General features: G+C 41.3%; 12 protein-coding genes, 1 tRNA gene and 3 pseudogenes. 13 read left to right on the top strand and 3 right to left on the bottom strand.

The window, feature by feature from the left end; all coding sequences use genetic code 11:
* Positions 1-103 precede the first annotated feature (103 nt).
* The 5 genes from KA717_28970 (at position 104) to aroH (ending at position 4,648) form a co-directional block, all read left to right on the top strand.
* A complete protein-coding gene (locus KA717_28970; protein ID UXE59737.1) occupies positions 104-2,935 on the top strand; it encodes a cation-transporting P-type ATPase in 2,832 nt (943 codons plus the stop codon).
* A 117-nt stretch (positions 2,936-3,052) separates the two neighbouring features.
* On the top strand, positions 3,053-3,265 hold the full coding sequence (locus KA717_28965) for a chlorophyll a/b-binding protein (GenBank protein UXE59736.1): 213 nt from the start codon (positions 3,053-3,055) through the stop codon (positions 3,263-3,265).
* Between the two features lie 146 nt (positions 3,266-3,411).
* Positions 3,412-3,687 (top strand): hypothetical protein, encoded by a 276-nt coding sequence (locus KA717_28960; GenBank protein UXE59735.1) that lies wholly within the window; start codon positions 3,412-3,414, stop codon positions 3,685-3,687.
* A gap of 210 nt (positions 3,688-3,897) precedes the next feature.
* Positions 3,898-4,164: a thioredoxin domain-containing protein gene (locus KA717_28955; GenBank protein UXE59734.1), complete on the top strand. Its 267-nt coding sequence runs from the start codon at positions 3,898-3,900 to the stop codon at positions 4,162-4,164.
* 100 nt (positions 4,165-4,264) lie between these two features.
* A complete protein-coding gene (aroH, locus tag KA717_28950) occupies positions 4,265-4,648 on the top strand; it encodes a chorismate mutase (protein ID UXE59733.1) in 384 nt (127 codons plus the stop codon).
* 54 nt (positions 4,649-4,702) lie between these two features.
* On the opposite strand, the gene KA717_28945 is transcribed toward aroH, so the two are convergent.
* Positions 4,703-5,017 carry a DUF4126 domain-containing protein gene (locus KA717_28945; protein UXE59732.1) on the bottom strand — a complete coding sequence of 105 codons (315 nt, stop codon included), beginning with the start codon at positions 5,015-5,017 and terminating at the stop codon, positions 4,703-4,705.
* A gap of 149 nt (positions 5,018-5,166) precedes the next feature.
* Between KA717_28945 and KA717_28940 the strand changes: the two are divergent.
* Positions 5,167-5,370: pseudogene (locus KA717_28940) on the top strand (IS5/IS1182 family transposase).
* Positions 5,371-5,494: 124 nt separating this feature from the next.
* Positions 5,495-6,833 (top strand): annotated as a pseudogene (locus tag KA717_28935) (IS5 family transposase).
* 216 nt (positions 6,834-7,049) lie between these two features.
* Here KA717_28935 and KA717_28930 read toward each other — a convergent pair.
* On the bottom strand, positions 7,050-7,298 hold the full coding sequence (locus KA717_28930) for a DUF4126 domain-containing protein (protein UXE59731.1): 249 nt from the start codon (positions 7,296-7,298) through the stop codon (positions 7,050-7,052).
* A 183-nt stretch (positions 7,299-7,481) separates the two neighbouring features.
* Between KA717_28930 and KA717_28925 the strand changes: the two genes are divergently transcribed.
* From KA717_28925 to KA717_28900, 6 genes and pseudogenes are all read left to right on the top strand, one after another.
* A complete protein-coding gene (locus KA717_28925) occupies positions 7,482-8,255 on the top strand; it encodes a pentapeptide repeat-containing protein (GenBank protein UXE59730.1) in 774 nt (257 codons plus the stop codon).
* Positions 8,256-8,351: 96 nt separating this feature from the next.
* Positions 8,352-8,437 (top strand) — tRNA-Leu (locus tag KA717_28920).
* A 638-nt stretch (positions 8,438-9,075) separates the two neighbouring features.
* Positions 9,076-10,413: pseudogene (locus KA717_28915) on the top strand (IS5 family transposase).
* A gap of 290 nt (positions 10,414-10,703) precedes the next feature.
* Positions 10,704-11,282, top strand: coding sequence for a chemotaxis protein CheB (locus KA717_28910; protein ID UXE59729.1), 579 nt, complete (start codon positions 10,704-10,706; stop codon positions 11,280-11,282).
* Positions 11,279-13,189: a PAS domain S-box protein gene (locus KA717_28905; GenBank protein ID UXE59728.1), complete on the top strand. Its 1,911-nt coding sequence runs from the start codon at positions 11,279-11,281 to the stop codon at positions 13,187-13,189. Before KA717_28910 ends, KA717_28905 begins: the two co-directional genes overlap by 4 nt.
* Positions 13,186-13,728 (top strand): PAS domain-containing protein, encoded by a 543-nt coding sequence (locus KA717_28900; protein ID UXE59727.1) that lies wholly within the window; start codon positions 13,186-13,188, stop codon positions 13,726-13,728. Before KA717_28905 ends, KA717_28900 begins: the two co-directional genes overlap by 4 nt.
* Before the next feature lie 211 nt (positions 13,729-13,939).
* Here KA717_28900 and cobW read toward each other — a convergent pair whose 3' ends face one another.
* Positions 13,940-14,998 (bottom strand): cobalamin biosynthesis protein CobW, encoded by a 1,059-nt coding sequence (cobW, locus tag KA717_28895; protein ID UXE59726.1) that lies wholly within the window; start codon positions 14,996-14,998, stop codon positions 13,940-13,942.
* Between the last annotated feature and the right edge of the window lie 341 nt (positions 14,999-15,339).

Below are 15,339 nucleotides of genomic sequence, written 5' to 3'. Positions count from 1 at the left end.
CACTGTAATGATTTGTATTATTTTCCCTAGCGATCCCCAAAGGAGTATTATTATTAAGCAACAATACTATTTTTTAGTGCCAATCTAGTCGGGAGTTCCCATCATGCCTTCTCCTTCTACCTTGACCCCAAATCCTTCCATTGCCTGGCAAACCTTGACGGCGGATCAAGTTGTTGAACAATTAAACAGCGATCGCAGTCAGGGATTAAGCCATCAACAGGTGGAAGAAAATCTCAAAGCCTATGGCAGCAATGAATTGGTAGAAACGGGAGGGCGAACTTCCTGGGACATTTTGATAGATCAGTTCAAAAACATTATGCTGCTGATGCTGATCGCCGTTGCCATCATCTCTGCTGCTTTAGATATTCATCAAGCTCAATCGTTAGGAAAATTTATTTTCCCCAAGGATGCAGTGGCCATCTTCACCGTAGTACTTTTAAACGGTATCTTGGGTTATGTCCAGGAAAGTGGAGCCGAAAAAGCCCTCGCTGCTCTCAAGAATCTGGCCTCTTCCAAAGTCCGTGTCATCCGAGAAGGCAAGGTGAGCGAAGTGGATGCCAAAGAAGTGGTGCCAGGAGATGTGATGCAACTAGAAGCGGGGGTTAAGGTTGCCGCCGATGGTCGTCTCCTAGAAACCGCTAATTTACAAATACGGGAATCGGCCTTAACGGGGGAAGCAGAGGCCGTCACTAAAGAAGAAAATAAAATTCTCTCGGCCGATAGTCCCGTCGGCGATCGCTTTAACCTGGTCTTTTCAGGAACGGAAGTCGTTCAGGGTCGAGCCACGGTGATCGTCACAGAAACCGGAATGCGGACAGAATTGGGAAAAATTGCCTCCGCGCTTCAGTCTGTCGAGGCCGAACCTACCCCTCTCCAAAAACGCATGACCCAATTGGGTAATGTTCTAGTCACGGGTTCCCTAATCTTGGTGGCGATCGTCATTATTTTTGGCACGATCCTACGCCCCAATCTCTTTATGGAATTGGTCGAGGTTTCCTTAAGTATGGCGGTGGCAGTGGTTCCTGAAGGTTTACCCGCCGTCATCACCGTAACCTTGGCCCTGGGAACTCAACGGATGGCGAAACGCAATGCCCTGATTCGCAAACTCAGTGCGGTCGAAACTTTGGGTTCTGTCACCACCATCTGTTCCGATAAAACGGGAACCCTGACCCAAAATAAAATGGTTGTTCAGACGATTACCAGCGATCGCTGCGATCTCAAAGTGACCGGAGAAGGCTATAACCCCGTCGGTCAATTTCAAGTCTCCGAAACCGAAAGCATTGATCCCAAAACAAAGCCAGAAATTCAAGCCTTGCTCGAAGCCTGTATGCTCTGCAATGATGCAGTTTTACAACAAGAAAATGGGGAATGGGCCATTCTGGGCGATCCCACCGAAGGCGCGTTACTGGTAGTCGCGGGTAAAGCCGGTATTTTCAAACATGAACAGGAACAATATTTTCCCCGTGTGGCCGAATTTCCCTTTTCCTCTGAACGTAAACGCATGAGCGTGGTGGTTGAGGATGAACAGGGTTTAATCCAGGCCGAAAAGGGACTGATCATGTTTGTCAAAGGATCGTCAGAATTAATCCTCGAACGCTGTACCCACATTCAAGTGGGTTCTCAGGTTTTAGAGTTGAGTGCCGAACAACGAACCCGCATCTTAGAAAAGAACAATCAACTGGCAGGCAAAGGGCTACGGGTATTAGGGTTTGCCACGAAAAACCTGAATGAGATCCCCCACAAAATCAGTGATGATCAAGCGGAACGGGACTTAACTTGGTTAGGTTTAGTGGGAATGTTAGATGCTCCCCGACCAGAGGTTCGAGAGGCGGTGGCTAAATGTCGAGTAGCCGGTATTCGTCCAGTGATGATTACCGGAGATCATCCCCTCACCGCCTTAGCGATCGCCGAGGATTTAGGGATTGCTGAACCAGGTTCCCAGGTGTTAACCAGTCGAGAGTTAGAACAGTACAGCGCGAGTGAATTGGAAAAAGTGGTTCAAGAAGTCGGGGTCTATGCCCGTGTCTCCCCTGAACACAAACTGCAAATTGTTCAAGCCCTGCGTCGTCAGCATCAGGTGGTGGCCATGACGGGGGATGGGGTGAATGATGCACCAGCCCTGAAACAGGCCGATATTGGCGTGGCGATGGGTATTACCGGAACGGATGTCAGTAAAGAAGCCAGCGATATGATTTTACTGGACGATAATTTTGCCACCATTGTCGCTGCGGTGGAAGAAGGTCGGGTTGTCTATACTAATATCCGTCGTTTTATTCGCTATATTCTGGGCAGTAACATCGGAGAAGTCTTAACCATTGCTGCTGCGCCCCTCATTGGTTTGGGAGGAGTGCCATTATCCCCCTTGCAAATTCTCTGGATGAATCTAGTCACTGACGGGGTTCCGGCTTTGGCCCTAGCTGTGGAACCAGGCAAACCCACCGTTATGCAACAACCGCCCCAGGATCCCCAAGAAAGCATTTTTGCCAGGGGCTTGGGAGCTTACATGATTCGTCAAGGTTTAATTTTAGCGATCGTCACCATTTTCTTAATGGTCTGGGCCTACGGTTACACCCAGGAACATACCCTCAATGGCACCCTCGCCCCTAATCGCTGGAAAACAATGGTCTTTACTACCCTCTGTTTGGCCCAAATGGGTCATGCCTTGGCGATTCGTTCAGTGCATCGTCTGACGATTGAAATGAACCCCTTTTCCAATCCCTTTTTGCTCATCTCGATTGTTGCGACTTCCTTGCTGCAACTACTGTTAATTTATGTCGAACCCCTCAGACAATTCTTTGGAACCCAGTATTTACCCCTCAATGAGCTATTGGTTTGCTTTGGATTCAGTGCTCTGATCTTCATCTGGATTGAGATGGAAAAAATTGTCTATCGTCTCTATCAACGCTGGCGGCAAGAACCAATAAAAGGGTATTAATTGCCTAACTTGAGGAAGGACGGTTTTCACGACCGTCTTTTTTTGTCAATAGGGTTGTCATAATTCTTAACATTGTGTTACATTAGTTTACATACAGAAAGAAAAGGAAACACAGCCATGACTGCTCGCGGATTTAAACTCGATTCTGACAACCGTTTAAACAACTTTGCTATTGAACCCAAGGTCTATGTGGACGACACTGTACAAGCTGGCTGGACAGAATATGCCGAAAAAATGAACGGACGCTTTGCCATGATTGGTTTCGTCGCGCTCTTAGGCATGGAAGTTTTAACTGGTCACGGTGTGATTGGTTGGTTAACCAGTCTCTAAATCTAGGAGCGTTGGGCAGCTATCCCATCTTCAGAAACCTTATTAACCCTCTGTTCAAGGCTTTTCTGAGAATGTTCAACGCGACTTTCTCATTTTTCTCACTAAATCGTCATCTTACATAAATAAATTAAGTTCGGAGATACCCTATGAACGCTGATTATGATATCTACACCAACAAAGATCTCTTTGCTCCGGTTATTTTCCGCTCCGATTTCAACAGTTTCAAAACCATCAATGGCAACCAAGCTTGGTCACTCTTCTTTACGGCAGGCAAGGAAGATAAAGAGCTAGGACTCAACCCTGAATTTGGTCGCTTCTTTACCAATCTACTGATTGCGATCGCTTTTACGGGCGGAATCTGGGCTTTCTGTTTCAGCCATGCACCCCTATTCGGTTTTAGTCATACGCCTTTTATCGGCTAGATCAAGATTTTTTCGTCCCAACTTTTTTGTCAACAGTGAACTTTATACCTTGGCCTTCTGAATTTTCAGGAGGCTTTTTATTGGTGGTCAGACTGATCCCCATGGGCTATAACATAGTAATAAGGTAAGCGATCGGGATCAGATCAAATGTTATCTATTAGTGAAAAGACATTTGCTAGTACTGTTTTAGAATCCCCAAAACCCGTTTTGGTGTACTTTTGGGCCCCTTGGTGCGGACTTTGTCATTTTGTCAATCCACTCCTCTGGAAACTGAAGGGCGAATGTGGGGATTGTGTCAGGCTGGTGGATGTTAATGCGGATAGCAACCTCAAATTAGCCCATACCTATCGCCTCAGAAGCTTGCCGACACTCTTATTATTTGAGCAAGGTAAAGTTACTCAACGGCTAGAAGATTTTAAAGCCAGGGAAGATTTCTACCGAATTCAATCGTTAATTCAATCTCAATCTGCTATTTAAGTCAGCCTAGTCAGATTCTGCATTTCTGCCCTTTCCATTCCAGTGATATGCTTAGTAAACGTGAAGTCATCGCAGATTTATTGGTCGGAGGATAGGGTTTGTGGACTGGAAAACACGCGCAATTCGCGGGGCAACAACCGTTTCTGAAAATACAGTGGCGGCGATTCACGATGCAGTCAGTGAATTACTGGATGCCATTGAAACCCAAAACCAACTTGATCCCGAAGAGATTGTCAGTGTCATTTTTTCTGTTACCCCCGATCTAGATGCTATTTTTCCGGCCGCGATCGCCAGGGAAAGACCGAACTGGAATCATGTACCGTTACTCGATGTCCAGCAAATGCAAGTGAAAGATAGCCTCAAGTTGTGTATTCGTGTTCTCATTCAGGTCAATACACCCAAACCGCAAGCAGAAATTTACCATTCCTATCTCCGCAGGGCCCAGAATTTACGACCAGATCTCTGTTTTTCGCTATTAACCTAAGGCTTGATAGATGTATAGATGTTGCCAGAAAATTTCCGTCAATTGGGAAAGAAGCTAATCAGGCGGAAGTTTAGAATCGTTTTGCGACTGTAAGTACCAGGCTCGCCAAGCGGTAGAACTGCGAATAGCTATCCATAGCAACAGCATGGCAATTAATCCCCCATTTTTAGGGGCTTTAAAGGCAAATAGTACCAAACACACACAGAGAATATCTTCCAAAAGCGTGACCCAGGGCGGAATTCCTCGCAGACGAAAAAACCAACCCACTTGCACCAATTTCAGGACAAGCGCAAATGTCCCCCCTAATAGCCCAACCATCCAGAGAGGTTGCAAGCTAAAGTGAATCAGTTTCGTGACGGTTATTGCCATCAATGCGCCGACCAGAGGCGTAAATAGGGCTTGCTGAAAAAAGCTGAAACCTTTACGGAGAAAAATAGTAGGCGAATTAAGAACCGCTAGAATGCACGAAAATAGGGTAGAATGCCTCAAAACCATTGCATTAAGAAGAGAGAAAGCAGATGTACCGAAAGCAACAGTACTCAATTGAAACACCAGAAAACTTGAAAAATCTGTTCGGCGGGCAGTTAGACGAAGAAAATCGTTGGATAGAAATGTCAAAAATGATTCTTTGGGAAGAATATGAGGAAGAATATGCAAAAAACTTCACAGAAAAAAAAGGAGCCCCAGCCAAATCATTTAGAATGGCATTAGGAGCATTAATTAGGGCTTGCTGAAAAAAGCTGAAACCTTTACGGAGAAAAATAGTAGGCGAATTAAGAACCGCTAGAATGCACGAAAATAGGGTAGAATGCCTCAAAACCATTGCATTAAGAAGAGAGAAAGCAGATGTACCGAAAGCAACAGTACTCAATTGAAACACCAGAAAACTTGAAAAATCTGTTCGGCGGGCAGTTAGACGAAGAAAATCGTTGGATAGAAATGTCAAAAATGATTCTTTGGGAAGAATATGAGGAAGAATATGCAAAAAACTTCACAGAAAAAAAAGGAGCCCCAGCCAAATCATTTAGAATGGCATTAGGAGCATTAATTATCAAAGAAATTTCAGGAAAAAGTGACAGAGAAACAGTAGAACAAATAAAAGAGAACCCTTATTTACAGTACTTTATAGGAATGGAAAGCTATAGTAGCAAAGAAGCATTTAATGCGTCAATGATGGTTCATTTTCGTAAAAAAATAGGAATGGAATTAATAAATAAAATTAATAAAGAAATAGAAAAAAAAGCGACGGGTGTAGCGTCAGAAAAAAAAGAAAATGAAGGAAAGTTATTGTTAGATGCGACTTGTACACCAGCAGATATAAAATATCCAACGGATATAGGAATATTGAATGATGCCAGAGAAAAAACAGAAAAAATAATAGATAAGCTGTATGAAGAAATAAAAGAGAAAAGGAAAGAAAAGCCGAGGACTTATAGGGAAGTGGCAAGAAAAGAGTACTTAGCCATAGCAAAAAAACGTCGTGTGTCAAAAAAAGAAAGAAGAAAAGGAACAAAAAAAACAACTAGGATATATAAAAAGAAACTTGTCTGATATAGAAAAAATGATAGAAGAGGGAGCAAAGTTAGAAAAACTAACGAAAAAAGAGCAAGAAGAGCTTGTAACGATAGGAAAAGTGTATGAGCAACAGTTAGAAATGTATGAAAAAAAGACAAATAAAGTAGAAAACAGAATTGTGAGTGTAAGCCAACCTCACGTGCGTCCAATAGTGCGTGGAAAAGCGGGAAAAGCAGTAGAGTTTGGAGCTAAAATATCGGCAAGTAATGTGAATGGCTTTGTCTTCTTAGACAAATTAAGTTGGGATAATTACAACGAATCGGGAGATTTACAAGCGCGAATAGAAGAATATAAAAGGGAAACAGGATGTTATCCGGAATCGGTTCATGTGGATAAAATCTATCGAACAAAAGCGAATCGAGCTTATTGTAAAGAAAGGGATATAAGAATGAGTGGTCCCCGATTGGGAAGACCGCCGAAAGAGGTGAGCAAAGAAAAAAAGAAAGAGGCACGCTCAGATGAAAGAGTGCGTAATGCCATTGAGGGTAAATTCGGACAGGGAAAGAGGAAATTTAGTCTTGGTCGAGTGATGGCCAAACTACCTGAGACCTCGGAAACGGTAATTGCGATGAACTTTTTGGTAATGAATCTTTCTACTCTACTTCAGAAGACAAAAAGTAAAAAGTTGTAGAGTCGTTTTTCTTGTGAAAAATGGTGTTAATTTTCCTCTCTTTTGTGAGGAGTGATTTGTGTTGACCTTTTTAGACAGAAAGGAACAATAGATTAAACAAAATCTGTATTTTGATTTGTTTCCATAAGGATAAGTTATCTATGCTTTTTCAGTCCATACTTCCCTAACCCACATTTCTTTCGTTTTTTGACTTTTTCAGCAAGCCCTAAATAAGAGTTGGATAATCTGCAAAATTCGCTGGCCGAGTAGTCGTTTAGAGGCAAATAATTCAAATAAAGACCAACTGGTTAGAATGGCAATTAAAATTCTTGGGTTAATACGCCCTAAAATTGGCACGTTTGACCATAGATCATCCTGTAAAAGGCCAATCATCAGGAGTGGTAGGGCAATCCGCATTCCGGCGGCTGCTGAGGCCGATAAAATGGCTAAAACACCAATAAGCATTCAAAAAAAAGATGGTCGCCCTAAAAGCTTAAGACAAGTACACTGTGAGTAGGGTAAGTATATCGCCTTTTTGTAAGTGTAAATGTTTCTTCCTGATTTGAGATGAGCAAGAGTTGAGGTTTGATGACCGTCTGATCGGGCTATGAGAATTGACTAGAATAAATGGAGTTCCTGGTGAATCCTATGTCTATTTCCCTTCGTACTTTAACCAGTTTTTGGCTATTGGTTTTGCTTGCTGCTCCGGCGATCGCCGAAAATATTAATCAACTGGCGCAATTACTGAGTACAAAAAAATGTCCTATGTGCGACTTAAGTGGTTCTGGGCTGGTATTTGCCGATTTAACGGGGGCTAATTTAGCGGGGGCCAACTTGGCGGGGGCCAATCTCAGTCAGGCCAATTTGAGTGGGGCCAATCTCACGGGAGCGAATCTGAGTGGAACATCTTTTAACAGTGCGAATTTAACCGGAGCCGATTTGCGGGGCGCGATCATGAATGGCACAGATCTGCGAGGAGCCTATTTAACCAATGCCAATCTGACTGCTACCAATTTGGATTCTGCCTTTGTCCAGGGAGTGGTGGGAATGCCGACCAATGCCGGAACGCCCGAACTCTTCTTCGGTTGGGGGTTATTGGAAAGCCGTAAGGGAAATTTTAAGGCGGCTCTGAGCAATTACAACAAAGCTCTGGATTTAGATCCCCATTTCGCGCCGGGTTATCTAGGACGCGGCTTGGCCTTGTTAAAAATGGGAGATGAAACGGCGGCTAAACAAAATGTCGAATATGCTTCCAAATTGTTTGAGGAGGAGAAAAATACCGATGGTTATGATACGGCCCAAAATTTTCTGAAAAATCTACAAGCAATGCAAGATGCCCGCGCCAATGGGGCCGGCACTCCTCAATTAGATGCGATCGTCCGAGGGGTAGCTTCCCTGGCACTGCAATTTCTGCTGCGCTAGATTATCCACAAATTTTTCCAGGAGAGATTTGTATTTAGAGCCACCCATGCTATGATGTTAAATCGTCGGTAAAAAACCGATGTTAAAAAAGGAAACGGGGGTGTGGCGGAATGGTAGACGCTGCGGACTTAAAATCCGTTGAGCCTTATAAGCTCGTGAGAGTTCGAGTCTCTCCACCCCCATCTGTTTTTGCGATGTTGTGTGTTTTTAATAATCGACAATAAGCTCCAAAACGAGTTGAATGCTTTGAGTGTAAAGTTTTTTGTCCATTAGAATAGCTGATTTTGTCAGTAAACAACTTGTCAATTCTGATTATTAATGATACAATTGGGCTAAACAAATTTAAATTTTAAGATCTCTCTTTGCCAGGCCTCTCATAACGCAATGTAGGCCCTATCCCCCCTCTTTATAATTAAATTTATTTAAAATAAGCTTTGTGAACTTCGGTTTAAATGAAATACTGAGGTGAGTTCTGTCATTTTTGGACAGACTTAGCAGCCATCCTCTGTCTATTAATATATCAAACCCATTTAGCTGGTGAGTACGAAAGTCAGGAATCTCTCCTAACAAGTTGATAGTTGATAAGCCGTTACGAATTTAAATTACATCATGATTCTCTGCTGAAAGTCTTGTAAACAGAGGCTTAAGCTCCTTTCCTATAGATGTTTTAGATAGTGAACAACTTAGTTGATAATTAGGGCTTGCTGAAAAAAGCTGAGACCTTTACGGAGAAAAATAGTAGGCGAATTAAGAACCGCTAGAATGCACGAAAATAGGGTAGAATGCCTCAAAACCATTGCATTAAGAAGAGAGAAAGCAGATGTACCGAAAGCAACAGTACTCAATTGAAACACCAGAAAACTTGAAAAATCTGTTCGGCGGGCAGTTAGACGAAGAAAATCGTTGGATAGAAATGTCAAAAATGATTCCCTGGGAAGAATATGAGGAAGAATATGCAAAAAACTTCACAGAAAAAAAAGGAGCCCCAGCCAAATCATTTAGAATGGCATTAGGAGCATTAATTATCAAAGAAATTTCAGGAAAAAGTGACAGAGAAACAGTAGAACAAATAAAAGAGAACCCTTATTTACAGTACTTTATAGGAATGGAAAGCTATAGTAGCAAAGAAGCATTTAATGCGTCAATGATGGTTCATTTTCGTAAAAAAATAGGAATGGAATTAATAAATAAAATTAATAAAAAAATAGAAAAAAAAGCGACGGGTGTAGCGTCAGAAAAAAAAGAAAATGAAGGAAAGTTATTGTTAGATGCGACTTGTACACCAGCAGATATAAAATATCCAACGGATATAGGAATATTGAATGATGCCAGAGAAAAAACAGAAAAAATAATAGATAAGCTGTATGAAGAAATAAAAGAGAAAAGGAAAGAAAAGCCGAGGACTTATAGGGAAGTGGCAAGAAAAGAGTACTTAGCCATAGCAAAAAAACGTCGTGTGTCAAAAAAAGAAAGAAGAAAAGGAACAAAAAAACAACTAGGATATATAAAAAGAAACTTGTCTCATATAGAAAAAATGATAGAAGAGGGAGCAAAGTTAGAAAAACTAACGAAAAAAGAGCAAGAAGAGCTTGTAACGATAGGAAAAGTGTATGAGCAACAGTTAGAAATGTATGAAAAAAAGACAAATAAAGTAGAAAACAGAATTGTGAGTGTAAGCCAACCTCACGTGCGTCTAATAGTGCGTGGAAAAGCGGGAAAAGCAGTAGAGTTTGGAGCTAAAATATCGGCAAGTAATGTGAATGGCTTTGTCTTCTTAGACAAATTAAGTTGGGATAATTACAACGAATCGGGAGATTTACAAGCGCGAATAGAAGAATATAAAAGGGAAACAGGATGTTATCCGGAATCGGTTCATGTGGATAAAATCTATCGAACAAAAGCGAATCGAGCTTATTGTAAAGAAAGGGATATAAGAATGAGTGGTCCCCGATTGGGAAGACCGCCGAAAGAGGTGAGCAAAGAAAAAAAGAAAGAGGCACGCTCAGATGAAAGAGTGCGTAATGCCATTGAGGGTAAATTCGGACAGGGAAAGAGGAAATTTAGTCTTGGTCGAGTGATGGCCAAACTACCTGAGACCTCGGAAACGGTAATTGCGATGAACTTTTTGGTAATGAATCTTTCTACTCTACTTCAGAAGACAAAAAGTAAAAAGTTGTAGAGTCGTTTTTCTTGTGAAAAATGGTGTTAATTTTCCTCTCTTTTGTGAGGAGTGATTTGTGTTGACCTTTTTAGACAGAAAGGAACAATATATTAAACAAAATCTGTATTTTGATTTGTTTCCATAAGGATAAGTTATCTATGCTTTTTCAGTCCATACTTCCCTAACCCACATTTCTTTCGTTTTTTGACTTTTTCAGCAAGCCCTAATTATTGATCGCTATTTGTACTATCTGTTGATTGGTATCTCTCTATTCAAGAGGACTCCAAGTGTCTTTTGAGATTATTGCCCTAGCGACTTCAGCAGGTGGCCTTAAAGCTCTGTCGGAAATTCTGGCCCACTTGCCTGAGTATTTCCCTGTGCCGATCGTTGTTGTTCAACACCTTGATCCTCGACATTCTTCCTTATTGGCCCATATTCTCAGTCGTTGTACGAGCTTAAAGGTTAAAGAAGCAGAAGAGAACGATCGCCCCCTGGCTGGCCATGTTTATATTGCGCCCCCTAATCATCATTTATTAGTCACAGATCAGAAAACCTTGACCTTAAGCCAATCTCCAGAGGTTCGTTTTCTGCGTCCTTCGGCCAATGTGTTATTTGAGTCGATCGCTAAAGTTTATCAGGATAAGGCGATCGCGGTGGTGTTAACAGGAACAGGAACAGATGGACTGCTTGGCTCACAATTAATCCATGCTCAGGGAGGAATGATTCTGGCACAAAGTGAAGAAAGCTGCGAATTTTCAGGAATGCCTAAGGCGACCATTGAAGCTGATATTGTAGATCAGATTGTGCCGTTAACGGAGATTGCTGCAACCCTTATTCAATTAACCCTGCCGGAGTTAACACCATGACAGAAGACTGCTTTGAGGATCCTGAAAATAAACTGGAATCTCTTGGTAATAAAAATGAAGATCCCAATGAAGACCTTGCCTTTACCGCTCTCCTCGATTATCTCAGTTATTCACGGAGCTTTGATTTTACCGGCTATAAACCCTCCAGCCTAAAACGCCGTATCTTAAAACAAATGGAGATGCGGCAAATAGACCGTTTCAGTGACTATTCCGACTATCTTCAAGTTCATCCCGAAGAATTTACGACACTTTTTAATACGATTCTGATTAATGTCACCAGTTTTTTTCGAGATAAAGCCGCCTGGTCTTATTTACAGAACCAATTTTTTCCCACCTTCATTAATCAGAAAAACCCACAAGAGCCTATTCGTATCTGGAGTGCGGGTTGTGCTTCAGGGGAAGAAGCCTATACTTTAGCAATTATTTTAACGGAGATCTTAGGCATTGAAGTTTTTCGACAACGGGTCAAAATCTATGCCACTGATGTGGATGAAGAAGCTCTGGGTGAAGCTCGCCGTGCCTGTTATCGGTTTCAAAAGCTAGAAAATTTGCCAGAAGCGATTCAATCGAAATATTTTGAACCAGTGAGTGATCAACACTATATTTTTCGTCCAGATTTGCGTCGTTCTGTCATTTTTGGTCGCCATGATCTCTGTCGAGATGCGCCTATTTCTCGGCTGGATCTGTTAGTGTGTCGTAATACCTTAATGTATTTTAATGCCGAAACCCAGGCTCGGATTCTGAAACGCTTTCATTTTGCCTTAAATTCAACGGGGATTCTCTTTTTAGGGAAGGCAGAAATGCTTTTAAATCAGGGAAATCTCTTTGCTCCAGTTAATTTACAACATCGAATTTTTACTTGTCTTTCTAAAAATTATGATCGCTCGCAAATTATTTCCCTTAATTATCGTCCCGTAGAAGAAAAGAAAACATTGATTAACCTTCAGTTCTTACTCAGAGATTTGTCTTTTTATCAGGCTCCAATTGCCCAGATTCTTATTGATAAAAATAATAATTTAGTTCGGATTAATCAATTAGCCCAAAATTGGTTTAAATTATCCCTTCCCCAAATTAGCACTCCTCTGCAAAATTTAGAAATTTCCTATCGTCCCCTGGAATTGCGATCGCTGATTGAAAAAGCTTATCGAGATTATGCTGCCGTCAAAGTTGAAAATGTCTCTCATTTTTTGGTAGATGGCAATCAACATTATTTTGATGTAGAGATTATCCCCTTAAAACAGGATGATCAAGAAATTATCGGTGTTAGTATTAACTTTACCGAGGTGAGCCGTTATCAGACGCTACGGGAAGAATTAGAAAAAACCAATCATGAGCTAGAAACCGCCAATGAAGAATTGCAATCTAGTAATGAAGAATTGGAAACCACCAATGAGGAACTACAATCCACCAATGAAGAATTGGAAACCACCAATGAGGAACTGCAATCCACCAATGAAGAATTGGAAACCATGAATGAGGAACTGCAATCTACCAATGAAGAACTACACAATATCAATCGAGAGCACCGCGATCGCACCCTAGAGTTAGATAAATCTAATGCTTTTTTGAATTCTATTTTAGCCAGTCTGACAGCCGGTGTGATTGTTGTGGATCGGCAATTTAATATTCTGATTTGGAACCAAGCCTCTGAAAAGTTTTGGGGATTACGAGCGGAAGAAGTACAGGGTCAGTCCTTAGCCAGTTTAGAAATTGGTTTACCCGTTGATCAACTAGGAGAATCGATTCGTAATTGTCTCAATGGAGTGAATAAACAACCAAATATTATCGTCAAGGCGATGAATCGTCGTGGTCAAACCTTAGACTATCAGATTAGTTTTAATGTTCTGATTGCGATTGATCAGGAATGTTTAGGTGTCATTTTATTCGTTGAGGAAATAACGTCATGATCTTCCCCATTAACAGTCAACAAAAATTGCAATTGGCTCAACAACGAGTCGAGATTCTAGCTCATCGCAAAGACGAGCTTTTACTGAGTCCTGATATCTTGGGAATCGTGTTAGAGGAATTAGCCGTTACCCTAGAGGAACTTCAGGTTCAGTATGAAATGCTCATTGATAATCAGGAAAAGGCTGAACAGGAACGATTACATTACCAAAATTTATTTGAATTAGCTCCTGAATGTTATCTTGTCACCAATCGTCAGGGCATTATTGAAGAGGCCAATCAAGCAGTAACCCGTTTTTTTAATATGGGCCGCGAATTTCTCCTAGGAAAACCCTTAATTGTTCTGGTTGCGGAGAGCGATCGCCGTAGATTTGCTGCTGAGATGATTTCGCTAACCCAACGGAAATATTGGGATTTAACCTTCAAACCCCGACAATCTGAGCCGATAGTCGCTTCCGTGATTACCAATTCTATTTACGATTTAACCGGTACCCTGATTCGCCTTGCCTGGAGCTTTCGAGATCCTCTCGTTTTTCCATAAAAATTCTACCTGTAAATAATTCGTTGATAGCTTTTCCTGTGAAAAGGGATGATAAGACTTCTGTGATAACATCAGGCATAATCAACGAAAAATTTACAGCAAGCAAAGTTTCAGCAGATGCTTTTTGTACAGAAATGGGTATAGGTTGGGGCGCGTTCATCATTATTGAACATCAATTTTTTCTATTCTATCATTTTTAAACGGTTTCGATTTAACCGGACGACTTGAGAAAGGCTGTAATTTGATCAATTTCTAGATTTTTGCCAATAAACACAAGTTGGGTCAGTCTTGTTTCCTCTTTTTTCCATAAACGATCATAGAAACTCTCAAAGCGATCGCCGACTCCTTGTAACACTAAACGCATCGGTTTTTTAGCCACATTCACAAACCCCTTGACTCGATAAATCTCCTGTTCTTGAACTAATTGCTCTAGACGGGAAATTAACACTTGGGGATCATAACTTTCGTTTTGAATAAACTGCACAGAATGAATATCATCATCGTGATCGTGTTCTGCTTCGTGATCATGGTGACTCGGACGATTTTCAAGATTATCTTCCACCGCCGCATTAAACCCTAAGAGAATATCAGGATTGAGTTCTCCTTGCTGACAGGTCAGAGTTTTGATACCAGGTCTGAGTTCCTGGGATAACCAGGTTTTAACTTGATTTAATTGTTCATCACTCACCAAATCAGTTTTCGTTAATAACACTAAATCGGCACAGGCTAATTGATCCTCAAATAACTCTTCTAGGGGCGTTTCATGATCTAAACTAGGATCGGCTTGACGTTGAGCATTAATCGCCGTTAAATCTCCTACTAAATTACCATTGGCCAAAGCTTGACTATCCACAACGGTAATCACACCATCGACGGTTGCCCCATTGCGAATTTCTGGCCACCGAAAAGCTTGAACTAAAGGCTTGGGTAAGGCTAACCCAGAGGTTTCGATGACAATACAATCCAGTTGTTCTCGCCGTTGCAGTAATTCTTGCATAATCGGAAAAAATTCTTCATGGACGGTGCAACAAAGACAACCATTCGTTAATTCAATAATTTGAGTACTTGGGCTATTCTGAGTATTTTCTTCTGTCGTTTGCTCACAGATCTGACAATCTCGCAATAATTCGCCATCAATACCGACATCGCCAAATTCATTGACCAAAACTGCAATACGGCGACCTTGATTATTTTGTAATAGGTGACGAACTAGCGTGGTTTTACCAGCCCCTAGAAAACCAGTAACCACCGTGACGGGAATTTTGTGCATAAATACTATTTAAATTTCTTGTTAGATTGTTAGATTTTCAGGTTTTTAGTTTAGTCGCAGATGTGGTCACATTGCCTTGAAAACTAGCAAAATAAAACCATCCCATTACGGTTATAAAAATACTATAAACCAATACTTGCAACAGATAGAGGGCTGATTGACTGACAAAACATGGGAGAGAAAAGGCTAAAAGGCTTGTCAGAAGAAGGATAGAAACCCTTGACAGAAAAGGATATGAGTTGAGATTCTGAGGTTAGAAACGACTTGTAAGTAGTCATGCAAAATTAATTACCTATACAGACAAGTGCTATAATAGCCTAAATCAAAAGTAATGATACCAT

This window comes from Woronichinia naegeliana WA131 (assembly GCA_025370055.1).
Lineage (GTDB): Bacteria > Cyanobacteriota > Cyanobacteriia > Cyanobacteriales > Microcystaceae > Woronichinia > Woronichinia naegeliana.
The sequence above is the reverse complement of the archived record's forward strand: the minus strand, read 5'-3'. Positions and strand labels throughout refer to the sequence as shown.